This window comes from Nocardiopsis algeriensis (assembly GCF_014203695.1).
In the GTDB taxonomy this organism is placed as follows: Bacteria; Actinomycetota; Actinomycetes; order Streptosporangiales; family Streptosporangiaceae; genus Nocardiopsis; species Nocardiopsis algeriensis.
In genome coordinates this window covers 109,289-132,780 of record NZ_JACHJO010000011.1, presented here as the reverse complement: position 1 = coordinate 132,780, position 23,492 = coordinate 109,289, and the positions used below count along the sequence as shown (strand labels likewise).

Genomic DNA, 23,492 nt, shown 5'->3' with positions numbered 1-23,492 from the left:
TCTCCCGCGCACCGGGTAAGCCCGACCGCTGGTGTGCCATGCACATACGTGTGCTCCCGTCCCAGGTCGGACGGGGTCGACGACGACGTCGCTGGCTACACTCCTTTCATTGTCTGATCCCAACTCCTCAGGAGCATCGACCGTGGCCCTGATCGTGCAGAAGTACGGTGGGTCTTCCGTCGCCGACGCGGAAGCCATCAAGCGAGTAGCCCAGCGGATCGTCGCTCAGAAAAAAGCGGGATATGACGTCGTCGTCGTCGTTTCTGCAATGGGCGACACCACCGACGAACTCATCGACCTCGCCGAGCAGGTGTCCCCGATGCCGCCCGCGCGCGAGCTCGACATGCTCCTCACCGCAGGCGAACGCATGTCCATGTCGCTGGTCGCCATGGCCATCGCCAACCTGGGGTTCGAGGCCCGCTCCTTCACCGGTTCGCAGGCCGGTGTCATCACCACGTCCCTGCACGGCAACGCCAAGATCATCGATGTGACCCCGGGCCGGATCAAGGAGGCCGTGGACGAGGGTGCGATCTGCATCGTCGCCGGCTTCCAGGGTGTCTCCCAGGACTCCAAGGACATCACCACGCTCGGCCGGGGCGGCTCCGACACCACCGCGGTGGCGCTCGCCGCCGCGCTGGAGGCCGACGCCTGCGAGATCTACTCGGACGTGGACGGCGTCTTCACCGCCGACCCGCGCATCGTCCCGGGCGCCCGCCGCATCCCGCAGATCTCCTACGAGGAGATGCTGGAGATGGCCGCCTGCGGCACGAAGATCCTGCACCTGCGCTGTGTGGAGTACGCGCGGCGCTACAACATCCCGCTGCACGTCCGTTCGTCGTTCAGCCAGAAGCCCGGGACCTGGATCGTTCCCGAAGTCGAGGAAAGCGAAGGCATGGAACAGCCGATCATCTCCGGGGTCTCCCACGACCGGAGCGAAGCCAAGATCACCGTCGTCGGCGTGCCCGACCGCATCGGTGAGGCCGCGACCATCTTCCGCGCGCTCGCCGACGCCGAGATCAACGTCGACATGATCGTGCAGAACGTGTCGGCCGTCTCCACCTCGCGCACCGACATCTCCTTCACCGCTCCCAAGGACTCGGGCAAGGAGGCCCTGTCCGCGCTGAAGAAGGTCCAGGACAAGGTCGGCTTCGAGTCCCTGCGCTACGACGACAAGATCGGCAAGGTCTCCCTGATCGGCGCGGGGATGCGTTCCTACCCGGGTGTCACCGCCCGCTTCTTCGACGCCGTCGCCGGGTCCGGCACGAACGTCGAGATGATCTCCACCTCGGAGATCCGCATCTCGGTCATCGTCGAGGAGGACCAGATCGACGCGGCCGTCCAGGCCGCCCACACCGAATTCCAGCTCGACGCGGACCAGGTCGAGGCTGTCGTCTACGGAGGTACCGGCCGATGAGCAACCGTCTTCCCACCCTCGCCCTCGTCGGCGCCACCGGCGCCGTCGGCACCGTGATGCTGGACATCCTCAGCCGGCGCGAGAACGTCTGGGGTGAGATCCGCCTGGTGGCCTCCGCGCGCAGCGCGGGCAAGGTGCTGCGGGTCCGCGGCGAGGACGTCGTGGTCCAGGCCCTGGCCCCCGAGGTCTTCGACGGCGTCGACGTCGCCATGTTCGACGTCCCCGACGAGGTCTCCAAGGAGTGGGCGCCCGTCGCCGCCGCCCGCGGCGCCGTGGCCGTCGACAACTCCGGCGCGTTCCGCCTCGACCCGGACGTCCCTCTCGTGGTGCCCGAGGTCAACGCCGACCAGGTCCGCAACCGGCCGCGCGGCATCATCAGCAACCCCAACTGCACCACCCTGTCGATGATCGTCGCCATCGGCGCCCTGCACCGCGAGTTCGGTGCCACCGACCTGGTGGTCTCCTCCTACCAGGCCGCCTCGGGCGCCGGCCAGGAGGGCATCGACACCCTCCGCGACCAGATGGCCAAGGTCGCGGCCGACCGCACCCTCGGCACCGAGGCGGGTGACGTGCGCGCCGCCGCCGGCGAGCTCGGCCCCTTCCCGGCGCCGCTGGCCTACAACGTCGTGCCGTGGGCGGGTTCGCTCAAGGAGGACGGCTGGGCCTCGGAGGAGCTGAAGGTCCGCAACGAGTCCCGCAAGATCCTGGGCCTGCCCGACCTGCGCGTCTCGGCGACCTGCGTCCGCGTTCCGGTCATCACCACCCACTCGCTGACCGTGCACGCCACCTTCTCCCAGGAGGTGACCGCCGACGCGGCCCGCAAGATTCTGGGCGCCGCCGACGGCGTCGAGGTCCTGGACGACCCGGCCAAGGGCGAGTTCCCGACCCCCGCCGACGTGGTGGGCACCGACCCGACCTGGGTGGGCCGCATCCGCCAGTCCCTGGACGACCCGAGGTCGCTGGACCTCTTCCTGTGCGGGGACAACCTGCGCAAGGGCGCCGCGCTCAACACCGCGCAGATCGCCGAGGTCGTGGCCCGGGAGTTCACCTCCTAGGGGGCCCTGGTCCGCCCGGTCGGCGGACGGCAGGATCGTGAGGGGCGGCCGCCCGTCGGGGCGGCCGCCCCTTCCCGTGTTCTCAGGGGCGGGCCAGGGCGAGCCGGTAGAGGAGCCGGCAGTGCTCGGCCGAGCCGATGAGGTCGGAGGTCTCCACCGCGCGGTTGCCGCTGAAGTGGGTGCGCTCCACCACCAGCACGGGTGTGCCCGGGGCCGCACCGAGCAGGCTCGCCTCGGAGTCGTGCAGGGCCCGCACGCCCACCTCCTCGATCACGCGGTCGACGGGGTGGCCGACGGAGCAGAGGCGGTCGAGCAGCCCGGAGCCGGGCGAGGTGTCGAACGGGGTGCGCAGCGTGCCCGCGGTGAGGGAGGCCGGCTCCCACGAGCGGTGCAGGGTGACCGGCCGGTCCGAGGCCAGGCCGCGCGAGGTCGTGCGGTACACCGGTTCGCCCTCGCGCAGCCGGAGGCGCCTGCTCAGCGGCGGTGCGCAGGGCTCCTGCTCGGTGCCGACGAGCTCGCGGGAGAGCAGCCCCACACCGGAACCGGAGCTGCCGTCGGTGCGGCAGATCCGGAACACCTCGGGGGCGGACCGCACGTAGTACCCCGACCCGGGCCTGGCCTCGACCAGCCCCTCGGTGACCAGGAGTCTCAGTGCGGTACGGGAGATCTGCTCGCTGACCCGGTAGGTGCGGGCCAGGCGTGTGCGGGAGGGGAGCCGGGTCCCGGGGGGCATCTCACCGCGCAGGATCGGCTTGCGAAGCTGTTCTGCCAGCCACAGGTAACGGGGTTGCCTGTCCACGGTCACACCGCTCCGGTCGCGGTGGCCTCCCTCCGGGCTCTGCGGGGCCAGGGGGGAAGGGAGACCTCCCCGTGCGCGGCCGGCCCGCCGTCGACCCGGACGGCGGGCCGGCCGGGTGGGAGGGGAGTGAACCTGCCAGATCGCCGAAGCTCGCCCATGCTCTTAGTAAAGCAGCGGAAACCCCAGGTGGGGGGCGTTACCGAGGAACAGCAGCATCCTTTCTGCTCCGGGCGGCCCGATCCGCCGGCTCAGACCCATTTCTCCAGGACCCGGTCGATGTCCTCGGCGATGCGGGAGCGCGCCTCGTCCCGGGGGACCCCGGCCATGAGCAGGTCGTCGTAGTCGGTGTCCTCGTGCCGGATCGACGCGACGACCGCGCGGCGCACCGCACCCGGATCCAGGGCCCGGCCCGCCGCGGAGCGGCCGACCCTTCCGCTGCCGCGCGCCCCCGCGTGCTCCGCGATCCGCCGGGCCCGTTCCACGGGGCAGCCGGGGAACTGGCGGACGACCTCCTGCGCGAAGTGCTCCTGGAACACGACGTCCTGGGCGGCCCGGCGCTCCGCGTCGCGCTCGCGCCGGCGTGCCCGGGCGTCCTCGTCGGCCAGGCACTGCTCCTCCGCCGCCTCCAGTGCCGCCTCCTCCACGAGGATGCCCGTCCGGCGGTACTTCCGGCGGGAGGCGACCCAGCGCATGACCACCGCCGACAGGCGGCTCCCCTTCTTGGCCCGGCGGGTGAGGGCGGCGTCGCCCGCCGGGAGGAGGACGAGGTGGTCCATGTCGGCACAGGCCAGGCAGTGCGGTTCACCGCCCTCCATCTGCAGCAGGCCGGTGTCCTCCTCGCCGCAGGAGGCGCACTTCCACGGCCGCGACGGCTCCAGGACCACGAGGTCGGGCGCCTTGGTGCGCCGCTGCTCCTCGCGCCTGCGCTGGGCCTCCGTGGCTGCGGGCGACACCCAGTGGGTCCGGAAGGCCCGCTCCTCGGAGGCACCGCCCCCGGCGGTGAACCTCAGTTCGCGGCGCTCGCGCGAGGCGGCGCGGTACTCGCCCTCCTCGCACCGCATGGAACGGGACTCAGCCCAGGCCCGCAGCAGTGCGACGGCCTCGCGCTGCCGCTCCGCCGGGGCCTGGAGCAGCTCCTCCAGGGAGTCCGCGCGCCCCTGGTGCCACGATGTGAGAGCTCTGTCCGTGACCCATCCCAGGGCGGTGAAGGTGTCCAGCACGGACACCGCTCCGCGCCGCTCGACAGCGGCGGCCGCTGCCGCCGCCACCCGGCGTCCCAGCCGTGTCTCCAGGTTCGGTGCCATTGCCGTGTCCCCGTCCGTCTCCTCGGCCGATGCCCCGGTCCAGGTTAAGGTGCCGCCGCCGTGCGGGTGGCCGGACGTCCACAGGCCGCGGACGCGAAGGCGCCCCGGCCGCAGGGCCGGGGCGCCTCGGAGACGCGGAGGGCTACAGGATGATCCGCATGGGCTCCTCGAGGATCTCCGCGAGGTCCTTGAGGAACGCGGCGCCCACGGCACCGTCCACCGCGCGGTGGTCCACCGACAGCTCCAGGGAGATCCGGTGGCGGGGGACGATCTCGCCGTCCACGACCGCGGGCTCCTGGCGCATCGCGCCCACCGCCAGGATCGCCGCCTCCGGCGGGTTGATGACCGCGGAGAAGCTGTCCACGCCGAACATGCCCAGGTTGGACACGCTGAACGTGCCGCCGCTCATCTCCTGCGGCTTGAGCTTGCCCTCGCGGGCCTTGCCCGCCAGCTCGCGGGTGCGCGTGGAGATCTCCGACAGGGTGGTCCTGTCGGTGTCGTGCAGGACCGGGACCACCAGGCCGGCGTCCACCGCGACGGCCACACCGACGTTGATCCGCCGGTGCCGCAGCAGGCGGCCGTCCACCCACGAGGCGTTCACCGCGGGGTTCAGCTTCAGCGCGGTCGCACTCGCCTTGACGATGAGGTCGTTGAAGCTGACCTTCACGCCCGTGCCCGCCAGCTGCTCGTTGACCCGGGAGCGGAATTCCCTGAGTGCCTCGGCGTCGATCGTGCGGCGCAGGTAGAAGTGCGGCACCTCCTGCTTGCTCTCGGTCAGGCGGCGCGCGATCACCTTGCGCACGTTGCTCACCTGGAGCTCCTCGGAGTCGCGGCCGTCGTCGAAGGACGGAGCCTGCTTCTCCTGCGGGGCCGGCGCGGCGGCCTTCTCCGGCTCCGGAGCGGGCGCCTCCTGCGCGGCGGCCCCCTCCTTGGCGGCGGCCTCGATGTCGGCGCGCACGATCCGGCCCTTGGGGCCCGATCCCTTGATCTTGGTGATGTCCAGCCCGTACTCCTTGGCCAGGCGGCGGGCCAGAGGAGAGGTGCGCGGACGCTCGGAAGGAGCTTCGGCGGCGGGCGCCTCCTGCTCCTCCTGCTTCTCCTGCTTCCCCCCGGAGGGAGCGGCCTCCTCCTTCGGGGCGGGCTCGGCGGCCTTCTCCTCCGCGTCCCCGGCCTCGGGACCCGAGTCGTCGGGCACCGCGTCGGGGGAGTCGGCGATCACGCCGATGACCGCGCCGATCGGCACGGTCTCGCCCTCGGAGACCGACTGCCGGACCAGGTAGCCGTCCTCGTAGGCCTCGTACTCCATGACGGCCTTGTCGGTCTCGATCTCGACCAGGACGTCACCGGAGGCGACCTTGTCGCCCACCTTCTTGACCCAGGTGCTGATCACGCCCTCTTCCATGGTGTCGGAGAGGCGCGGCATGTGGATCTCGCTCATGGAATGAACTCCCTCTACCCGACCCGCTTGCCGACGGCGCTCAGGGTCTCCTTGATGACGGTGCTGATCGACTCGACGGACGGCAGGGCCGCGGTCTCCAGGGGCTTGGCGTAGGGCATCGGCACCTCGGCCATGGCCACCCGCCGAACCGGTGCGTCGAGGTAGTCGAAGGCCCCCTCCTGGATGGACGCGGCGATCTCCGCGCCGATGCCGTAGGTGAGCCAGTCGTCCTCGCAGACCACGGCGGCACCGGTCTTCTTGACCGAGTCGACGAAGGTCTGCCGGTCGAGGGGGCGGAGGCTGCGCAGGTCCACGACCTCGACGCTGATGTCCTCCTCGGCGAGCTTCTCGGCGACCTGGGTGGCCACCGCGGCCATGCGCGAGTAACCGATCAGGGTGATGTCGCTGCCCTCGCGGGTGACCGCGGCGCGGCCGATGGTCGCCGTGTTGTCGTTGTCGGGCTCGGCGTAGTCGTCGGGGACCTCGCCCTTGGAGTTGTACAGGCCCAGGTTCTCCAGGAACAGGACCGGGTCGTCGTCCCGGATGGCCGCGCGCAGCATCGACGAGGCCTCCGCCGGCGTGCTGGGGGCCAGCACCTTGAGGCCGGGGATGAAGGAGTAGAACAGCTCGATGTTCTGGGAGTGGGTCGCCCCGAGCTGCTGGCCGCCGCCGCCCGGGGTGCGGATGACCATCGGCACGCTCGTCTGCCCGCCGAACATGCCGTAGATCTTGGCGGCGTGGTTGACGATCTGGTCGATGGCGATGAGCGAGAAGTTGATGGTCATCAGCTCGACGACCGGGCGCAGTCCCAGCATGGCCGCGCCGATCGCCGCGCCGACGAAGCCCTCCTCCGCGATCGGGGTGTCCTTGACCCGGCGGGGGCCGAACTCCTTGAGCAGGCCCTCGGTGATCTTGTAGGAGCCCTCGAAGAGGCCGATCTCCTCGCCCATGACGAGGACGTTCTCGTCGCGGACCATCTCGGCGCGCAGTGTGTCGCGCAGTGCCTGGCGGTAGGTGATCACAGACATGTCGTACTTCCTTCTCTACTCCGCGAACACCGGGTCGGCAGGCATGCGCCGCGACTCGTTGGGGACCGGGGTGGCGTATGTGTAGTCGAAGAGCGTCGACACGTCGGGGTGCGGGCTGTTCTCGGCGAACTCGGCGGCCTCGGCCACCTCGGCCTTGACCGACGCGGCGATCTCGTCGCGCAGCTCGTCGGTGAGGATTCCCGCCTCGGTCAGCTGCCTGTCGAAGACGAGGATGGGGTCGTTCTCCTCCGACCGGGCCTCGTCCCGCTGCTCGTCGGTGCGGTACTTGGCCGGGTCGACGACCGAGTGCCCCTTCTGGCGGTAGCTCCAGGCCTCCAGCAGGAACGGCGTCTGCTCCTTGCGGGCGCGTTCGACGAGGCGCGAGGCGGCCTCGCGCACCGCGAGCACGTCGCGGCCGTCCACCCGCTCGCCCTCGATGCGGAAGGCGGCGCCGCGCTTGTACAGGTCGGGCTCGGCCGAGGACATCTCGACGGTCGTGCCCATGCCGGTGAAGTTGTTGATCACCACGAAGACGACCGGCAGGTTCCACAGCTTGGCGATGTTGAGGGACTCGTGCCAGGCGCCGATGTTCGTGGTGCCGTCGCCCATCTGGCACATGACGACCTCGTCGCCGCCGCGGTAGGAGATGGCCAGTGCGGCTCCGGTGGCCAGCGGCAGCTGGCCGCCGACGATGCCGTAGCCGCCGAGCATCCGGGTGGCGGTGTCGTACATGTGCATGGACCCGCCCCAGCCCTTGGCCACGCCGTCCGAGCGCCCGTAGAGCTCGGCCATGACGCGCTTGGGGTCCATGCCCTTGCCGATGGCGTACCCGTGGTCGCGGTAGTTGGTGAAGAGGTAGTCGGTCTCCTTCAGCGCGCTCATCAGGCCGACGACCGTGGCCTCCTCGCCGAGGTTGAGGTGGCAGTAGCCGCCGATGCGGGCCTGGGTGTAGGCCTGGGCCGTGCGCTCCTCGAAGCGCCGGATGAACAGCATCTGGCGGTAGTGGTCGAGGAGGACCTCGGGCTTCTCGCCGCCGAGGCCGGAGGAGGTGTTCTTGCGGCTGGTGCGGCGCCGGGTACCGGAGGACCTGGCGCTGCCGCTCTTCGGCTTGGCCGTGTCAGCCATTGTCTGCCTTTCTTGCGTACGAGGAGGCCCGCGCCCCCGGCCTGTGGGCCGGAGCGCGAGGCCTGCCGGGAACGCGCTGTCGGGCACGGTCCCGGATCGCGCCGCCGCCGGGCTCGAACGACGGTGGCGCTCTGTGGCTGTCGGGGTGTGCCCCGGGGAGCGTGGCTCGTTCTCCCCGGGACACGAAGGCCGGCGGAATCTCGCCTGCGGTTGTCACCCGGACCCCTGACCGGATGCTTCCCGGTCTCCTCCGCCCTATGCATCCGTGTCGTGCGGGGCGGCGGTCGGTGCCCGGGTTCGTTCACCGGCCGGATGAACGATTCCGGACGCCCGTAAGAGTCCGTCTGGGTGTGACGTGCGTCGCGCACACTCTACGGTCTGATCGATGATCGATCAATACGACTTTACGGCAGATACCGGAAAAAGACACGGCAGGGGTGCCTCCTCACCGGGCCCGCAGGGCCGCCTCCACGTAGTTGAGCACGTGGTCGCTGACCATCTCACCGACCGACGGGTCCCCTTCACGGAAAGCGCGGGTGATCTGCTCGTGGTCGGCGGCCTTGGCGTGCAGCTCCATGTCCAGCCAGCGCACCGACAGGGTCGTCCACACCTCGACGCCCAGGGACTCCCACGTGTGCAGCAGCACGCTGTTGTGCGCCGCCCGTACGATCTCGCGATGGAACTCGACACTGTGCCGGATCTGCCCCGAGACGTCGCCCTCGGCGGTGGCCAGCCTGAGCAGCTCCACCTCCCGCTCCAGGGGAGAGGGGTCGGCGGCCAGCCGCGGCGCCGCCAGCCGGGCCGCGACGAGCTCGAGTCCGGCGCGCACGGGATAGATTTCCGCCATGTCCCGGACCCCGAAGTCCCTCACCCGGGCGCCCTTGTTGGGCACGGTCTCGATCAGCCGCAGCGTCTCCAGCTCGCGCAGGGCCTCCCGGACAGGGGCCTGGCTCACCTTGAGCTCGGTGGCGATACGGCGCTCGACGATGCGCTCGCCGGGCTTCCAGCGCCCCGACAGCAGCCCCTCGACCAGTACCTGCCGGATCTGCTCCCTCAGCGGCTCGCGTGCCAGTCTCGAGGGATCGTCCGGCAACCTCGGCAGGTCGACCATCCAGGGCCCTTCCCGTTCGACGGCCCGCACACGGCGTGCGCGGGCCGGTTCGCTCAGCGTCTCTACAAGCTCATTGAAGGGTGCCACACGGGCGCGGGCCTCCTGTACAGCGGGACTCGGGCTGCCGGAGGAGGGGCAGCGAGCGGGTCGCGCGGCGGTGAACCCTTCCTGTCCAGTATCCGTTCCCCGGCAAAGTGCAAGGCAGAAGAGTCACACTTGAGCCCTTGGGACGGAAGGGAGGGGACGTGTGCGGGTAGGCTCGTCTGTCGGCAATATTCACACAAAACCGCACAGAGAGTGATAGACGCAACGGCGAACGAGTGAACGAGGTGTCCCCACCCGCGCCGATGATCCGCCGCGGGGTGTGCGAGCACCTCGGAAACGACCACTGCTGTCGAGCATCCGCGCCCCGGATGCCGGTCCTGCCCGGTGGACGGCCGCCCAGAGGCGAACCGTCCGGAAGGACCGGCCGTCGAACCGGAGGGAGGCACCCTCTCTCCCCGATTCGGCCGGAGGAAGTCGGTGAACCACGTCCGCAAAGGCCGAGCCGTGTTTTCTGGATGCTGTCGCATCCCTCGGCACAACCGAGTCCCCACCATCCGAAAAACAGGGCCCAGCCGTTCCCCCGCCCAGCCAGTGCTGCAGGCGAGCCCACACATCGTGAGACGAGCGCTGAGCACATGACGCACACTTCGAGGATCCGGCACCCGAGGGCGAGACACGTGAGCATGACACACGGCAGGGAAGAGGGGGCCACCCCGGCTCCCGGGCCCTACAGCGGCCCCATTCCGGTGGTACGCGGCGAAGCATACGCGCCCGGCCCGCCCGTCGTGCGTTCGGTCACGTGGCCGAGCGTGAGCGAGATCGCCTGGGGCCTGGCCTCGGACCGGATCGCCATCATCCTCGCCGTGGCCCTCATCGCGATGACGATGCTCGCGGCGGGCCCGCTCCACCCGGTGGACAACTTCCTCAACGAGCTGCCCCGGCCCTTCTGGGACACCCTGCGCGAGCCGCTCATCCACTGGCCCGACAACGTGGCCTCCCGTTACGTCGCGCTGCCGGTCCTGGGGGTGACCGCTCTCCAGCTGGCCTACTGGCACCGGAGCTGGCGGCCGATGGTGCTGAGCGCGGTCGGCGTGGTGGGGATGATGTCGCTGGTCTCGATCATGAAGCTGGCGTTCAACCGCGGCCACGCCAAGAACTACGACCCCGACTTCTTCGCGGGCATGGGGAACGTGGCCTTTCCCTCGGGGCACGGCGCGAACGCGATCCTCATCTACGGGTTGGTGCTCTACCTCATCGTCCGCTTCGGCGCGGCTCGGCCGCACATCATCCGCCGGCTGGCGTACTGCATCGTCGCGATCGCGGCGCTCCAGGCAGCGGTCTCGATCTACCTGCACTTCCACTGGTTCACCGACCTGCTGGCGGGGATGATCGCGGGCGGATTCGCGCTACGCCTCACCGTCCGCCTGGACCGGATGTTCCCCTCGGGGCGGACGGTCGAGTGGTGGCCCTGGTACGGACGCCAGGAGGAGCCGCCCCCCGGCGAGTGAGACACGAGGCGCCCACCGGCAGGTGGGCGCCTCTTCCGTGTGCGGGATTGCCCGCTTCCGCGCCCCCGGCCGGGGAAGGACGCCCCGGAGGCCGTGACGCCGTGCGCCGGACCTGGCAAGATCTGGAGCAGCCGGACGGCCCTTCTTGTAGCGGGGAGGGTCCCGGCCCGGCCACCGTCCCGCATCGGATACGGGACGGTGGCCACCTCCGGCGTTTCACGTGAAACGTCAGGCCGAGAGGTCCTCCACCAGGTCGTCCGCCCGGGGCCGGTCCAGGTGTGCGGCCATCGCGCGGTGCCAGGGGTTGCCCCGCATGCCCGGTTCCAGTGCGGCAACCGTCGTTGTGTACTTGCTGAACCTGACCTCGCGGAAACCGTGCCGGTGCAGACGGCGTTCGGTCGGGGTGAGGCCGCCCCGGGTCTTGACCTCCAGCAGCACCGTGTCCGGCCGCATCCGCACCGACCGGCCTCCGCGCCTGCCCACCAGGTCGGTGTCGACCGTCACCCGCTCCTCGCCGGAGAGCGCCACGATCGTCGTCCTCCGGTAATCGGTCACCGCGCTCGCGACCAGGGGTCCGGGCGGGGAGATCCCGTACCCGGCGAGGGTGTCCTCCAGAAACCGCCGCATGGCGGGGACGAGCTGGTCGGGCGGGCCGTCGTAGGCCGTTCTGACCTTCTCGGTGAGCCCCCGGGCCCCTTTCGCCTTGACCTCGAACATGCGCGTCCCCGTGTCCAGGTAGGTCCGCACCCTGGCCTTGAAGCGCAGACGCCGTCCCTGCCGGTGGTCGCGGAAGGTCTGCAGGCACGGGGTGTCCAGGTAGGTCGACGAGTAGCGGAAGGAGCGCAGGCCCTCGATCTCCAGCACTCCGAACTGCCCCGTGAACAGCTCGGGCAGCAGGTCGGCGGGAAAGAGGTACTTGCGGCAGCTGCGCGTGATCAGGGCCGCGCGCTCGTTGACCTCCTCCAGCGACAGCGGAGCCAGGTCGCGGAGCTCGGCGGGGGACAGCCGGGGAGTGCTCACCTGGCACCTGCCCGGGCGTTGAAGAAGGAGCGGCGGGGAGCACGCTCGTGCGGGGCCGCCTGGAAGCGCACGTCGACCACCATCAGGTCGCGCACGTAGTCGATCTCCATCACGTCCACGCGGGTGACCTGTCCGTGCAGCCGCGCCGAGAGATCCTGCCGCAGCGACACGGGGTCCTCGTGCACCACGTCCAGGGTGAGCATGCGCCGCCCGTGCCGGGAGAGGAGCAGGGGGTGGTCCGCCGCGTACAGCACGCCGAGCATGAGCGCGTTCATCCCCAGCAGCATCCAGGGTGAGGAGGCGACCGCATTGATCAGACCCAGGGTGATCGAGGTGAAGTAATAGCCGATCTCCCCCTGGCTGATGAGGTCGGACCTCAGGCGCAGGATGGCCAGGACACCGAACAGACCGAAACCGACGGCCATTCCGACTTGCTGGTTGCCCAGGACCGAAACGACGGCGAAGATCCCGGTGTTGAGGGAAATGTAGGCCAGCAGCAGGTCCCGGCGCCCGTGGCGGCGAAAATAAATGGCGTACGACAGAATCATGATTGCGGTCAGGTCGACCGACAGCGCGAACCAGAACATGATCTCATCCTAAAGAGCTGGGATGATGTATTCATGAGTATTGGATGAAAAGGGTCTCATGGAAAACAGGGTTGAGGTGGAAATACTTGTTTCACCCCGATTTATGTCAATTGTTCTGTGCGGCTGAAAGGTCCCCGCAGGCCGGGCTCAGGACCGGTCCTCGAACCGATATCCCATGCCGCGCACGGTGACGATCCGGTCGGCCCCCACCTTGCGGCGCAGGGCGCGCACGAACACGTCGACCACGTTCGACCCGGGATCGTGGTCGTAACCCCACACGTGGGACAGCATCTGCTGGCGGCTCAGCACCTGGCCGGGATGGCGCATCAGCAGTTCCAGCAGGGCGAACTCGCGCGCGGTCAGGTCGACGGTGCCGCCTCCGACCGCCACCCGGCGGGTACGCAGGTCCAGAGCGAGCCCTCCGGCGCGCAGCACCGTGAGGTCGACCGGGCGCTCCCTGCGCATCCGCAGCCGCACCCGCGCCAGCAGCTCCTCGAACCGGAACGGCTTGGTGACGTAGTCGTCCGCGCCGATCTCCAACCCGGTCACCGTGTCCCGCACCCCGTCGCGCGCGGTCAGGATCACCACCGGCATGTCCACACCGAGCGCGCGGATCCGTCGCAGCACGTCGAAGCCGTCGGTGTCGGGCAGCCCCAGGTCCAGGAGCATGAGGTCGAACCCGCCGGTCACCGCGTGGTCGACCGCCTCCGCGCCGGTGGCCACGACCGTCGTCGCGAATCCTCCGGCCGCCAGGCCCTTGCGGACGAACGAGGCGATCCTCTCCTCGTCCTCGACGATGAGGATGCGGCTCACGCGTGCTCCCTTCCCCGGGGGACGACGAGGGTGAAGGTGGACCCCTCCCCGGGCGCCGAGCGCAGGTCGACCCGCCCCCGGTGCGCCTCGGTGATGGCCCGGACGATGGCCAGGCCCAGGCCGGCGCCCCGGTCGCCCCGGGACGTGTTCCCGACGCGGGAGAAGCGCTCGAAGACGCGGCCGTGCTCCTCGGCGGGGATCCCGGGGCCGTGGTCGGTGACCCAGAACAGGACGTCGGAGCCGACGACGACCGAACCGGTCCGCAGTACCGACCCGGTTTCGGTGTGCCGGACGGCGTTGGCGGCCAGCTGCACCACGGCCTGGGTGATGCGCTGCGGATCGAGCCGCCACGTGCCCTCGGCCACCGACTCCAGCCGCCAGTCGCGGTCGCCGAGCGTACGCACCTTGGCGTCGATGTCACTGGTCAGCTCCGCCAGCGACACCTCCCGGGGACGCACGAAATCGGGCTGCTGCGACTTGGCGAGCAGCAGCATGTCCTCCACGATCCGCCCCATCCGGTCCAGCTCGTCGGTGACCAGGCGCACCACCTCGCGGCGCTCCTCGGGGTCGTCGCCCATCAGCTCCAGGTGCCCGCGCACGATGGTGATGGGGGTGCGCAGTTCGTGCCCGGCGTCGTCGACGAACCGCCTCTGCTCGGTGAAGGCGGCCTCCAAGCGGTCCAGCATGCTGTTGAACTGCTCGGCGAGGGCCGCGATGTCGTCGCGTCCGGAGACGTCGATGCGCTGGGTGAGGTCCTCCTCGGTGATCTGCGCGGCCGCTTCGCGGACCAACCGTGCGGGTGCGAGGATGACGCCGGCCACCCACCAGGCGGCGGCGCCGGCGGCGAGCAGCCCCACCAGGCTGACGAGCACGATCGTCCGCACGGTGGAGTCCACCGTCTCCTGGTCGCGCTCGGTGAAGTAGCCGATGACGAACCAGCCGGCGGCTCCCGTCCCGTCGGGCGGCAGCACGCGCACCTTCGCCCACTCCACCGGCCCCGCGGGGGTGTCGAGCACGCCGCGTCCGCCCGGGTCCCCGAGGACCTCCTCGACCATCGCGGGTTCGGCCGACAGGTCGAAGGGCGGTTCCTGCCCCTGGCGGATGCGCCCGGGCCCGCCGGCGTCCGAGGCGTCCTCCGTCCAGCCGAAGAGGATCTCCGACTCGTCCGGGTACTGGCGCTCCAGGTACACCCGTACGAGCGAGGACACGTCGGTGAAGGCCTCACCGGTCGCGGGGTCGACACCGACCCCGGCGAACTCCTGGAACTCACCCAGTTCCTGGGTGAGCGCACGGTCGACCCGCTCGTCCAGCTTTGCGGCCAGCGCGCTCCAGGTGACGACGTTGACGAGGGCCAGGACGAGGGCCATCAGCAGGACGACCCACGCCATGATGATGAGCCGTGCGGGGATCCGCCGCCGCTGTCCGGGCTCCGGTACGGGGCCGCGCAGGACCATGGTGGGGAACAGGGCGGTGGTCGACGACCGGACCCGCGAGGCGGCAGCTCCCGCGCGGCCCTCGGCGGAGGAGTCCGCGCCCGCGCCGGGGTCAGTCGTCATCGTCGTCGTCCTCCTCGCAGTCGTCGTCCTCGCCGTCGTCATCGTCGTCATCGTCGTCACAGGGAACGAGGGGGGAGCCGGCCGGTTCCTCCCCGGTGGAGGGCGGAGGCTCGGCGGAGTCGGGACCGCGACCGTCCGGAGCGCCGTCTCCGGTCACCGGCGGCGGGGGCGCGACCACGCCCTCCGGCGGCGGGCTCCCGCTCGGCGCGGACCCCGGCGACCCGCCCACCACGACCTCGGCGGGGGAGGAGGACTCCGGTGCCCCGGGGGACATCGCCCATGCGAGGGCGACTCCTCCGGCGAGGAGGGTCGCGATCGCGGCGGTGACGAGCGGAACGAGCGGTGATCTCATACCTGCAGCGTCCCGTGCCGACGGGAACCCGGGATGAAGCGAACATGAGGATCCTTTCATCCTCGGTCCGCGCCTCGCCGCGGCCGCGGCTTACTCCGCGGCCGGGACCCTTCCGTCCTCCGCGGTGCGGGGCGTGACGGTCAGCAGCCGGACCCCCTGGGCCGCGGCCAGGGCGCTCACCAGTGCCACGGCGGCTCCGGCCCAGCCGCCGGCGTAGGACTTGCCCATGAACCCGATTCCGACGAGGGTCGCGGCGGCGGGGTTGGCGAAGATCGTGATCCCCAGCGGAGCGCCCAGGTCCATCCCCTGGTAGGCGGCCTGGGACAGCAGCAGGCCGAGCACGGCGATCACCGGCGTGGCCAGGGTCGACGGATGCAGCAGCCCGGCGACCCCGTCGGCGGCGATCACCGCCACCGCTGTCTTGGTGGTGGCGGAGGAGACCCCGAACGCCACCCCGGCGGCCCCGGCCAGCAGGTAGCTGCGCCACCGCGCCGAGGGCACCCGGCCCGCCGCCCAGGCGGTGGCCAGCAGCAGCACCGCCGTTCCGCCCCCCACCACCAGCGAGCCGGCGTCGTCGAGCACGCCGCCCGTCCCACTGGTGACCGCCACCGACAGCAGAGCTCCCAGAGACACCACGGTGAGCGCGGCACCGAGCCACTCGGAGCGTCTGACCCGGCGGCCGCCCACCCGGGCCGACAGGGGAATTCCGAACACCAGCACCATCACGCCCAGCGGCTGGACCACGGTGAGCGGTGCGTTGCTCACCGCCGCCACCTGGAAGCCTGCCCGGCCGCAGTTGAACAGCAGGGACACCCACCACAGGGGGTGCCGCAGCAGCATCCCCAGCCGGCCTCCCCCGGTGAGCGGACCGTCGATGCGTGTGGCGAGGTGGCGCTGCGCCACCGCGGCGGCGGTGTAGGAGGTGCACGACAGCAGGGCGAAGAGGACGCCCCACCAGATCGGGTCCGGGTTCGTCACCCTGACAAACTACGCGTTCCGTCGGCACCGGTGCGGGCCGAGCCCCGATACAGAGCGGCCACCACGCCCTCGATGTCGGGTTCGCGCAGTGTCAGGTCGGTGACCCCGTGGTCCCGGGTGACCCGCGCGATCACCGCGGCCGGGTTGTCGGACAGCTCCAGCCACTGTCGGGGCCCCTCCACGCGCACGCACCGGGCGCCTTCCACCTCCAGGGCCGGTGCGGGGACGGCCAGGTCCACCGTCAGGACCCGGGGAACGGGCATGCTCGCGCGCAGCCCGTCGAGGCTCCCGTCGTAGGCGAGGCTGCCCCGGTCGATCACCACGACGCGCTCGCACAGGCGCTCGACGTCGCCCAGGTCGTGCGTGGTCAGCAGGATCGTCGTGCCCTCCTCGGTGTTGAGCCGCAGCAGGAACTCGCGGATGGCCGACTTGCTCACCACGTCCAGCCCGATGGTCGGCTCGTCCAGGACCAGCAGGTCGGGGCCGTGCAGCAGGGCCGCCGTCAGGTCGCCGCGCATGCGCTGCCCCAGGCTGAGCCGGCGCACCGGTGTGTCCAGGAACGGCCCCAGTTCCAGGAGTTCGGTGAGCCTGCCCAGGCGCCGGGCGTGGTCGGCGGCGGGGACCCGGTACATGTGCCGGGCCAGCTCCAGGCTGTCGCGCAGGGGCAGGTCCCACCACAGGGTGGTGCGCTGACCGAAGACCACCCCGATCCGCCGGGCCAGGCGGGTGCGGCGGCGCGACGGCTCCATGCCGAGCACGCGCAGACTGCCCGACGTGGGGGTGAGGATGCCGGTAAGCATCTTCATGGTGCTGCTCTTGCCGGCGCCGTTGGGGCCGAGGTAGCCGACGATCTCTCCGGAGCGCACGGTCAGGTCGATGCCGTGCACGGCGCTGACCGTGCACCTGCGGCGGCGCAGGAAGGGACCCTCGGAGACGGTGAAGTCGCGGCCGAGGCCCCGGGCCTCGACGACGGTGTCGTGTGCGGTCATCGGTCAGCTCCCGGTGGATCGGTAGTGGCGCAGACCCAGGCGCCACAGCAGGGCGGCGGCCGCGCACGAGACGAGGGCGACGAGGGGCGGGGCGAGGCGCAGGGCGTCGGGCAGCCCGGTGGGGTCGGGGCGGTCGAGCAGGTACAGGACGGGCTGCCAGCCGACGAAGGCCAGCGGAACCGCGAAGGTCACCGCGAGCACGACCTCCTTGGCGTAGATCGCGAGCGGGTACTCGGTCAGGGCCTGCCCGCCGTAGGTGAGGCTGTTGGCGGCATCGCGGGAGTCGGTGGCGAAGAACTGCACGCAGGCGCCGGCCACCCACACCGAGGCGGCGACAGCGGTCCCCGACACCAGCAGCACCGGCAGCATCAGTACCTTGCCGAGTGTCCAGTCGATGTCGCACAGGTGCAGGGCCGCGCCGGTCGTCACCGCGGCCGGCACGATCTTGCCCAGGCGCCGCAGCGCGAAGTGGTCGGTGGCCAGCTGCACCAGAGGGGGGACCGGGCGCACCAGCATCGTGTCCAGGCTTCCGGCCCGGATGTGCACGCCCAGCCGCTCCACCGCGCCCATGAGCAGGTCGGCGCAGCCGAAGGCCAGGTTGGCCGTGCCCGCCAGCAGCAGCCCCTCGGCCACGGTGAACCCGGCCAGGACCCCGGCGTGGTCGAACACGACCAGGACGGCGAGGATCTCGCTGACCGCGGCCAGCCCGGTGCCCAGGGCCGTCAGCAGCAGCGACACGGGGTACTGGGCCTGGGCGCGCATCCACGTCCGGGCCAGCAGGAGATAGGAGCGGAGCGGCCACAGCACGGAGTCGGCGGCCTGCCGGAACGAGGTGTCAGCCACCCTGGACCACCACCCTGCGCGTGGCCCGCGAGGTGGCCCACGCGCCCAGGGCCAGCAGGAGCGCGGCCCACGTCGCCTGCAGGAGCAGCCCGCCGGCGGCGCCTTCCCCGAGCAGGCCGTCCTTGCCCAGGACGATCTCGGTGGGGATCTGCGCGATCGACGCCCACGGCAGCGTCCGCAGCACGTCGGACACCCCGGGCGGGAAGAGGGGAAGCGGGATCAGCATTCCGGCTGCCACCGGGCCGAACACCCCCATGACCGCCCACACGCCCCGGGTGTCCAGGAGCCAGAACCCGGCCACCTCGTACAGGTAGCGCAGGGCGAAGGAGACCAGCGCGGCCAGCGCGACGGAGGTCAGGACCAGCAGCCAGCGGCCGGCCTCCCCGGGCAGGCGGAGGTCGAACAGCAGCGCCCCGGCTCCCAGGATCGGCGCCGACCGGAAGAGGAGGTTGAACGAGGCCCGGCCCAGGTCCTCGGCCAACCACCAGCCGAGCAGGGACACCGGGCGCAGCAGGTCGGTGCCGACGTCGCCGCTGCGGATGCGCTCACCCAGCTCCAGCGGCGGTCCCATGACGGCGACCACGCCGAGGAGGGCCTGGCAGACGAAGACCTGGGTGACGGCGTCTTCCGCGTCGTAGCCGTTGATCTCGGGACGGGCGGCGAACAGGGCGAGCATGACGGCGGCGTTGATGCAGCCGAAGACGGTGTTGGTGAAGAGCCCGCCGAGCGTGGCCGCACGATATGTGGAACGGCGGCGCAGCCCTCGGACGTACACCTCTGTGTAGACGCGCACGGGAAAGGAATCTCTGTTTCGGAACGTGCAGGGCAGGAAGTCCGGCACGTCCCTGATGCCTTCGTGCTCAGGTCCGGGGCGCCGCAGGGAGTGAACATAGCACAGCCGACCGTGGCCGCGGGGGTGTTTTCCGGTCCGGGGCCTCTTCTGTCCACAGTCGGAAAGTCCCGGAGGAAACGGCGGACATGTGGGTAAGCAGAACGTATGGAAACCCCCCTGTCACTCCCCGTACGGAGAACGGCGACCGCGCTCCTGTCCCTGGTCGCGGCGTTCGCCCTGCTGGCACTGTCCGCCCCGGCGGCGTCCGCCGCTCCGGCCTCGGAACTGCGCCGGGGCAGCAGCGGCGCCCAGGTGATCGAGGTCCAGGAGCGCCTGGCCGACCTGGGCTACTGGATCGACGGTGTGGACGGCGAGTTCGGCCTCCACACCGAGCACGCCGTGGTGGCGCTGCAGAAGGCCGCCGGAATCGCCCGCGACGGGATCGTGGGCCCCGACACCCGCGCCGCGCTCGCCGAGGGCGTGCTCCCGCAGGCGCAGAGCACCTCGGGCGACCTGGTGGAGATCGACCTGGAGCGCCAGCTGCTGCTGGTGGTCTCCGACGGCGAGGTGGAGCGCGTCATCCACACCTCCACCGGCTCCGGCAAGCCCTACGAGGGCTCGGACGGCTCCGAGCGGATCGCCACGACCCCGACCGGCACCTACACGGTTTTCCGCGAGGTCGACGACTGGGACCCCGGGCCCTACGGCGCGCTGTACCGGCCCCGGTACTTCAACGGCGGCATCGCCGTGCACGGCTACCCGGTCGTCCCGGCCCAGCCCGCCTCCAAGGGGTGCGCCCGCGTGAGCCTGGCCGCCATGGACTGGCTCTGGGAGAGCGGAAACCTCGACATCCACACCACCGTCCTCGTCCGCTGATCCGGAAGGCGGATGACGTCACGTCGGCGCTTGCCGCCCATGCCCTTGTCCGACCGGCCCGGAGGGCAGCCGGAACACGATCTCTCAACCCTTGACGCAGAGGAACAGCTCGGAGCGGTAGGGAAGGCCGACCGCTCCGTCCTGTGCGTACTCCTCGCACAGGCTCCTCACGCGCCGGAGGAAGGCATCGCCCTCCCGCGCCACGGCCCGCTGGACCTGGGTCGACGAGGAGGACATGCGCACGAAGTCGTCGACCCCCATCGACCGCGTCCACCGCTCGACCGCGGTCCGCACCCTGCCGCCGGACGGGCGGAAGACCGCCCCGAGTTCCGCCTCGATGTCGAAGTCCCGGTAGTGGCGGCTGTAGCCGGGGCTGTGCTTCTCCAGCAGCTCCTCGTAGGCGTCCAGGAAAGCACTGGCCGAGAAGTCCCGGTTGTTCTGCAGGACGGCCAGTACACCGCCGGGCACCAGCGCCGCGAGGGCGGCGTCGGCGTAGCGCGCCCGGTCCATCCACTGGTAGGCCTGGGCGGCGACGATCAGCTGCACCGGCTCACGCAGATTCTCCAGGAACTCCTCGGCGGGACCGACCGCCCACCGCACCTCCGGAAACTTCTCCCGTCCCCGGTCCACCATGCCCTGGGACACATCGACCGCGAGGTGGCGTGCGGAGCCGCCCAGGGCCGGAATCATTCCCTCCAGGGCGATCCCGGTGCCCGCACCGGTGTCCACGGCGGTCACCTCGTCGAAGGGGGCGAGTTCGTCCGCGACGGCCCGGAGAAGACCGCTCGGATACCGGGGCCGGTACCGGTCGTAGTCGTCCGACAGGCCGTCGAACTTCTGCTGCACGCTCATCATCGTCCTCCCGTGGCCATGTCCCCGTGCGGGAAGGAGGGAAACACGGGAACGTGGAACGAGAAGCCTCCTGCGGTGAGAGGGACGGGCGGTATTTCCTCTGCTCGGTCGGTGGAGCCCTGTCCGCGTCGCCGCCTCTGCCGGGGCCACCGGCCTGCCCGCTGCGGTGGAGGCCCTCTTTCACTGCCACACTGCTGCCGGGCCGCACCTGGTCCTGCGGGCGGTACGCCGGCACCGTTGCCGACAGCTTCTGACCTGACCGCAGGCACAACCGAGAGGACATGGGGATGCACAGAAGCGTCGATGTGAGCGTGGACGCGATGCTCCACGACCTGCGGGCACTTGTCGAGGTCGAGTCCCCGTCGCGTGATCTCGATGCCTTGGGCGCATCGGCCAGGACCGTGGCGGCGGTCATCGAGAGCAGACTGGGTGGTCAGGCCGTTCTGGTGGGAAGTGAGGCGGGGCCGCACGTGCACTGGTCGGGCGGCGGCGAACCTCGGGTGCTGATCCTCGGACACCACGACACAGTGTTTCCGCTGGGCACACTGGAGCGGCGTCCGTTCCGGGTGGAGGGCGGACATGCGACGGGCCCCGGGGTCTTCGACATGCTCGGTGGGCTGGTGCAGGCCGTTCACGGCCTGGCGGCACTGGAGGATCTGTCGGGTGTGGAGATCTTGGTGACCGCCGACGAGGAGGTCGGTTCGGTCTCCTCCCGGCCCCTGATCGAGGAACGGGCTCGTGCCTGTGGTGCCGTGCTGGTGTTCGAGGGCGCGGCCGAGGGCGGAGGGCTGAAGACGGGCCGCAAGGGATGCGGCACGTTCCGGGTGTCCGTCACGGGGAGAGCCTCGCATGCGGGGCTGGAGCCGGCCGCGGGGGTGAATGCGTTGATCGAGGCGGCGCACCAGGTGTTGGACATCGCGGCGCTGAACAACCCGGAGGTCGGGACGACGGTGACGCCGACGGTGGCCTCGGCGGGGACCTCGGACAACGTGGTTCCCGCCGAGGCGACGATCGTTGTCGACGTCCGGGTGGAGTCGGCCGAGGAGAAGGAGCGGGTCGAAACGGCGTTCGCGGCGCTGACCCCGCACCTGGACGAGGCCGAGATCGCGGTCCGAGGGGAGATCGGGCGTCCTCCGATGCAGGAATCGGCGTCGGCAGGACTGTTCGAGATGGCGCAGCAGTTGCTGCCGGGCATCGAGGGGAGAGCGGTCGGCGGTGGCAGCGACGGCAACTTCACGGCCGCGCTGGGAGTGCCGACACTCGACGGTCTGGGGGCAGTCGGCGGCGGTGCCCACGCCGACCACGAGTACCTGGTGGTCGGTGCGATGGAGGAGCGAGCCGAACTCGTCACCGGACTGGTGGACGCGATCCGGAACTCTCGCCTCGAGTGAGAGCGAACGATCTGCCCTCGGTCACAGCCGCCATCTCCTCGTCCTTTGCCGCCCAGGGTGCAGGCGATCTGCCTGCTGTCCATGCCTCCCCGGCCGACCTGCTGTACGTGCTCTCCTCCCGGGGTGTTGCCGCTCGGTGGCCGTACATCATCCGTTGCCGGTGGAGAGAGGACGCGCGAAGGTGATGATCTCCTCGCTGGTGTCGGTGAGCGGGCTCCGGTCCCAGTACCCGTACTGGGCACTCACCCGCAGCCCGGCTTCTTCCAGGAATCCGTTGAGAGTGTCGGCGTCCAGGAACCGCAGCGTGCTGCGGCTGGTCCTGGGGCTGTCCCAGCCCTCGACGCTGTAGTCGGAGGTGAAGGTGATCAGGTCGCCTTTCACCTCACGGAGTCGATGGACGCAGGTGGCCCTGCGTCCGCCGGGACCGTCCACGGTGCGCACCCGCTCAGGGTTCCAAGCCTCCCAGGCCCGCGCGCCCGGGTTGCGGGTCTCGAAGACGAAACGGCCGTCCGGAGTCAGCGCCCGGTGTACGGCTGCCAAGGCTGCGTGCAGCTCCTCGTCGGTGGTGAAGACCTGGAAAGCGTGTCCGGACATGGTGATCAGGTCGAACTCACCGATGAAAGGGGTCCCCTCCCCACGGCTGGGACCCGAGACCAGGTCGCCCTGTATCCACTCGATGTCGTCCCGCTCCCGGCGGCCGATCTCCAACATCGCACCGGCCGGGTCCAGTCCCACCAGCCGCCCCGTGTGCCCGCACTCACGCGCCACCCGCTGGAGCTTGCCCGTTCCGCAGCCCACGTCCAGCGCGCAGCGGGCGTCCATGACCAGTTCCAGGTAGAAGTCGTCCTGGGGTGAGCTCTGCCAAAAGCTGAAGTGGTCGTAGAGCTCGGCCAGCTCCGGTTCGGAGAAGTGTCTGTCAACCATCCAGGGATGGTGGTCAACCGCTGTACCGCAGTCAAAGGGTTTTCCGCTGCCGCTCATGTCGGTCGGCTCCTGCGGGGGTGCCGAGCCGAGCTGCAGGTGCAAGACCATCGAGGTCGGGGCTCGTGCACCTCACCGGGGAAACCGACGGCCGCCCCCGCTCGGGAGGAGTGGTGCGGGGACGGCCTGCTCTGTGTTCTCCGGGTCCGTGCTCAGGCGCCGCCGAGGACGACGGCGACGAGCACCACGCCCACCGAGGCGAACACGCTGGTCAGGGCCAGCACCCGCGCCAGGGTGGGGTGCCCCTTGCTGCTGGCGATGCCGTGGGAGGACGCCGCGGCCATCACCAGGCAGAACAGCAGCAGCTTGGCCACCAGGATGCGCCCGTACCCCGGTTCGGCCAGCGACTCCCAGGTCACTCCCGCACCCCAGGCCAGCAGGGTCCCCGTGATCAGCTGGATCGGCAGGAACACGGCCATGGTGAGCACGCCGAACCGCTTGCCCACCGCGGTGAGCATGGTCGCGCGGTTCTTGTCGTCCAGGCTGCGCGCGGCCAGCGGCCGCACCACCAGGGACACGGCCAGCTGTCCGCCGACCCAGAGCATGGCCCCGATGATGTGCAGGAACCGGACGACGGTCCAGGCGGTGATCAAGG

Annotated in this window: 23 protein-coding genes; 5 read left to right on the top strand and 18 right to left on the bottom strand. The window is 70.7% G+C overall.

Features of this window, described 5'->3' with window-relative positions; all coding sequences use genetic code 11:
• Positions 1-142: 142 nt before the first annotated feature.
• Both FHS13_RS18065 and FHS13_RS18060 read left to right on the top strand, forming a co-directional pair.
• Positions 143-1,414 (top strand): aspartate kinase, encoded by a 1,272-nt coding sequence (locus FHS13_RS18065; RefSeq protein WP_184293201.1) that lies wholly within the window; start codon positions 143-145, stop codon positions 1,412-1,414.
• Positions 1,411-2,469: an aspartate-semialdehyde dehydrogenase gene (locus FHS13_RS18060; protein ID WP_184293116.1), complete on the top strand. Its 1,059-nt coding sequence runs from the start codon at positions 1,411-1,413 to the stop codon at positions 2,467-2,469. The genes FHS13_RS18065 and FHS13_RS18060 overlap by 4 nt, the downstream gene beginning before the upstream one ends.
• Positions 2,470-2,551: 82 nt before the next feature.
• Here the strand turns inward: FHS13_RS18060 and FHS13_RS18055 are convergent, their stop codons facing one another.
• The 6 genes from FHS13_RS18055 to FHS13_RS18030 form a co-directional block, all read right to left on the bottom strand.
• Positions 2,552-3,268, bottom strand: a complete 717-nt coding sequence (locus FHS13_RS18055; protein ID WP_184293115.1) for a UTRA domain-containing protein — start codon at positions 3,266-3,268, stop codon at positions 2,552-2,554.
• A gap of 248 nt (positions 3,269-3,516) precedes the next feature.
• Positions 3,517-4,572: a DUF2293 domain-containing protein gene (locus FHS13_RS18050; protein WP_184293114.1), complete on the bottom strand. Its 1,056-nt coding sequence runs from the start codon at positions 4,570-4,572 to the stop codon at positions 3,517-3,519.
• Positions 4,573-4,714: 142 nt separating this feature from the next.
• On the bottom strand, positions 4,715-6,010 hold the full coding sequence (locus FHS13_RS18045) for a dihydrolipoamide acetyltransferase family protein (RefSeq protein WP_184293113.1): 1,296 nt from the start codon (positions 6,008-6,010) through the stop codon (positions 4,715-4,717).
• A gap of 14 nt (positions 6,011-6,024) precedes the next feature.
• A complete protein-coding gene (locus FHS13_RS18040) occupies positions 6,025-7,038 on the bottom strand; it encodes an alpha-ketoacid dehydrogenase subunit beta (RefSeq protein ID WP_184293112.1) in 1,014 nt (337 codons plus the stop codon).
• Between the two features lie 15 nt (positions 7,039-7,053).
• Positions 7,054-8,163 (bottom strand): pyruvate dehydrogenase (acetyl-transferring) E1 component subunit alpha, encoded by a 1,110-nt coding sequence (pdhA, locus tag FHS13_RS18035; protein ID WP_184293111.1) that lies wholly within the window; start codon positions 8,161-8,163, stop codon positions 7,054-7,056.
• Positions 8,164-8,608: 445 nt separating this feature from the next.
• Positions 8,609-9,274, bottom strand: coding sequence for a GntR family transcriptional regulator (locus FHS13_RS18030; RefSeq protein WP_184293200.1), 666 nt, complete (start codon positions 9,272-9,274; stop codon positions 8,609-8,611).
• A 791-nt stretch (positions 9,275-10,065) separates the two neighbouring features.
• On the opposite strand from FHS13_RS18030, the gene FHS13_RS18025 reads away from it, so the two are divergent.
• Positions 10,066-10,827, top strand: coding sequence for a phosphatase PAP2 family protein (locus FHS13_RS18025; protein WP_343065080.1), 762 nt, complete (start codon positions 10,066-10,068; stop codon positions 10,825-10,827).
• Between the two features lie 228 nt (positions 10,828-11,055).
• Here FHS13_RS18025 and FHS13_RS18020 read toward each other — a convergent pair whose 3' ends face one another.
• From FHS13_RS18020 to FHS13_RS17980, 9 genes are all read right to left on the bottom strand, one after another.
• The gene (locus FHS13_RS18020) at positions 11,056-11,847 is read right to left on the bottom strand and encodes a polyphosphate polymerase domain-containing protein (protein ID WP_343065075.1); all 792 of its coding nucleotides are present in this window, start codon (positions 11,845-11,847) and stop codon (positions 11,056-11,058) included.
• Positions 11,844-12,434, bottom strand: coding sequence for a DUF4956 domain-containing protein (locus FHS13_RS18015; protein ID WP_184293110.1), 591 nt, complete (start codon positions 12,432-12,434; stop codon positions 11,844-11,846). Before FHS13_RS18015 ends, FHS13_RS18020 begins: the two co-directional genes overlap by 4 nt.
• A 147-nt stretch (positions 12,435-12,581) precedes the next feature.
• Positions 12,582-13,247 carry a response regulator gene (locus FHS13_RS18010; protein WP_184293109.1) on the bottom strand — a complete coding sequence of 222 codons (666 nt, stop codon included), beginning with the start codon at positions 13,245-13,247 and terminating at the stop codon, positions 12,582-12,584.
• Positions 13,244-14,803 carry a sensor histidine kinase gene (locus FHS13_RS18005; protein ID WP_184293108.1) on the bottom strand — a complete coding sequence of 520 codons (1,560 nt, stop codon included), beginning with the start codon at positions 14,801-14,803 and terminating at the stop codon, positions 13,244-13,246. The genes FHS13_RS18010 and FHS13_RS18005 overlap by 4 nt, the downstream gene beginning before the upstream one ends.
• Complete coding sequence (locus FHS13_RS18000; protein WP_184293107.1) at positions 14,793-15,155, bottom strand: hypothetical protein; 363 nt, start codon at positions 15,153-15,155, stop codon at positions 14,793-14,795. The genes FHS13_RS18005 and FHS13_RS18000 overlap by 11 nt, the downstream gene beginning before the upstream one ends.
• 90 nt (positions 15,156-15,245) lie before the next feature.
• A complete protein-coding gene (locus FHS13_RS17995) occupies positions 15,246-16,133 on the bottom strand; it encodes a DMT family transporter (RefSeq protein WP_425491186.1) in 888 nt (295 codons plus the stop codon).
• The gene (locus tag FHS13_RS17990) at positions 16,130-17,122 is read right to left on the bottom strand and encodes an ABC transporter ATP-binding protein (protein WP_184293106.1); all 993 of its coding nucleotides are present in this window, start codon (positions 17,120-17,122) and stop codon (positions 16,130-16,132) included. Before FHS13_RS17990 ends, FHS13_RS17995 begins: the two co-directional genes overlap by 4 nt.
• Positions 17,123-17,125: 3 nt before the next feature.
• On the bottom strand, positions 17,126-17,965 hold the full coding sequence (locus FHS13_RS17985) for an ABC transporter permease (protein WP_343065074.1): 840 nt from the start codon (positions 17,963-17,965) through the stop codon (positions 17,126-17,128).
• A complete protein-coding gene (locus FHS13_RS17980) occupies positions 17,958-18,758 on the bottom strand; it encodes an ABC-2 family transporter protein (RefSeq protein ID WP_184293105.1) in 801 nt (266 codons plus the stop codon). Before FHS13_RS17980 ends, FHS13_RS17985 begins: the two co-directional genes overlap by 8 nt.
• 204 nt (positions 18,759-18,962) lie before the next feature.
• Between FHS13_RS17980 and FHS13_RS17975 the strand changes: the two genes are divergently transcribed.
• Positions 18,963-19,673, top strand: a complete 711-nt coding sequence (locus FHS13_RS17975) for a L,D-transpeptidase family protein (protein ID WP_184293104.1) — start codon at positions 18,963-18,965, stop codon at positions 19,671-19,673.
• An 84-nt stretch (positions 19,674-19,757) separates the two neighbouring features.
• On the opposite strand, the gene FHS13_RS17970 is transcribed toward FHS13_RS17975, so the two are convergent.
• Entirely contained in the window at positions 19,758-20,525 is a 768-nt protein-coding gene (locus FHS13_RS17970; protein WP_184293103.1) for a class I SAM-dependent methyltransferase, read from the bottom strand.
• 281 nt (positions 20,526-20,806) lie between these two features.
• On the opposite strand from FHS13_RS17970, the gene FHS13_RS17965 reads away from it, so the two are divergent.
• On the top strand, positions 20,807-21,916 hold the full coding sequence (locus FHS13_RS17965) for a M20 family metallopeptidase (RefSeq protein WP_184293102.1): 1,110 nt from the start codon (positions 20,807-20,809) through the stop codon (positions 21,914-21,916).
• A gap of 147 nt (positions 21,917-22,063) precedes the next feature.
• Here the strand turns inward: FHS13_RS17965 and FHS13_RS17960 are convergent, their stop codons facing one another.
• Together FHS13_RS17960 and FHS13_RS17955 are read right to left on the bottom strand one after the other, a co-directional pair.
• Positions 22,064-22,840, bottom strand: coding sequence for a class I SAM-dependent DNA methyltransferase (locus tag FHS13_RS17960; protein ID WP_184293101.1), 777 nt, complete (start codon positions 22,838-22,840; stop codon positions 22,064-22,066).
• Between the two features lie 209 nt (positions 22,841-23,049).
• On the bottom strand, positions 23,050-23,490 hold the full coding sequence (locus FHS13_RS17955) for a DUF2269 family protein (RefSeq protein ID WP_221443150.1): 441 nt from the start codon (positions 23,488-23,490) through the stop codon (positions 23,050-23,052).
• Positions 23,491-23,492 lie beyond the last annotated feature (2 nt).

Coding starts and splice junctions, on each gene's coding strand:
- FHS13_RS18040 (WP_184293112.1), bottom strand. CDS start 7,038: ATGTCTGTGATCACCTACCGCCAGGCACTGCGCGACACACTGCGCGCC.
- FHS13_RS18030 (WP_184293200.1), bottom strand. CDS start 9,274: ATGGTCGACCTGCCGAGGTTGCCGGACGATCCCTCGAGACTGGCACGC.
- FHS13_RS18050 (WP_184293114.1), bottom strand. CDS start 4,572: ATGGCACCGAACCTGGAGACACGGCTGGGACGCCGGGTGGCGGCGGCA.
- FHS13_RS17960 (WP_184293101.1), bottom strand. CDS start 22,840: ATGGTTGACAGACACTTCTCCGAACCGGAGCTGGCCGAGCTCTACGAC.
- FHS13_RS18005 (WP_184293108.1), bottom strand. CDS start 14,803: ATGACGACTGACCCCGGCGCGGGCGCGGACTCCTCCGCCGAGGGCCGC.
- FHS13_RS17970 (WP_184293103.1), bottom strand. CDS start 20,525: ATGAGCGTGCAGCAGAAGTTCGACGGCCTGTCGGACGACTACGACCGG.
- FHS13_RS17975 (WP_184293104.1), top strand. CDS start 18,963: ATGGAAACCCCCCTGTCACTCCCCGTACGGAGAACGGCGACCGCGCTC.
- pdhA (WP_184293111.1), bottom strand. CDS start 8,163: ATGGCTGACACGGCCAAGCCGAAGAGCGGCAGCGCCAGGTCCTCCGGT.
- FHS13_RS17965 (WP_184293102.1), top strand. CDS start 20,807: ATGGGGATGCACAGAAGCGTCGATGTGAGCGTGGACGCGATGCTCCAC.
- FHS13_RS18000 (WP_184293107.1), bottom strand. CDS start 15,155: ATGAGATCACCGCTCGTTCCGCTCGTCACCGCCGCGATCGCGACCCTC.
- FHS13_RS18045 (WP_184293113.1), bottom strand. CDS start 6,010: ATGAGCGAGATCCACATGCCGCGCCTCTCCGACACCATGGAAGAGGGC.
- FHS13_RS18060 (WP_184293116.1), top strand. CDS start 1,411: ATGAGCAACCGTCTTCCCACCCTCGCCCTCGTCGGCGCCACCGGCGCC.
- FHS13_RS18015 (WP_184293110.1), bottom strand. CDS start 12,434: ATGTTCTGGTTCGCGCTGTCGGTCGACCTGACCGCAATCATGATTCTG.
- FHS13_RS17990 (WP_184293106.1), bottom strand. CDS start 17,122: ATGACCGCACACGACACCGTCGTCGAGGCCCGGGGCCTCGGCCGCGAC.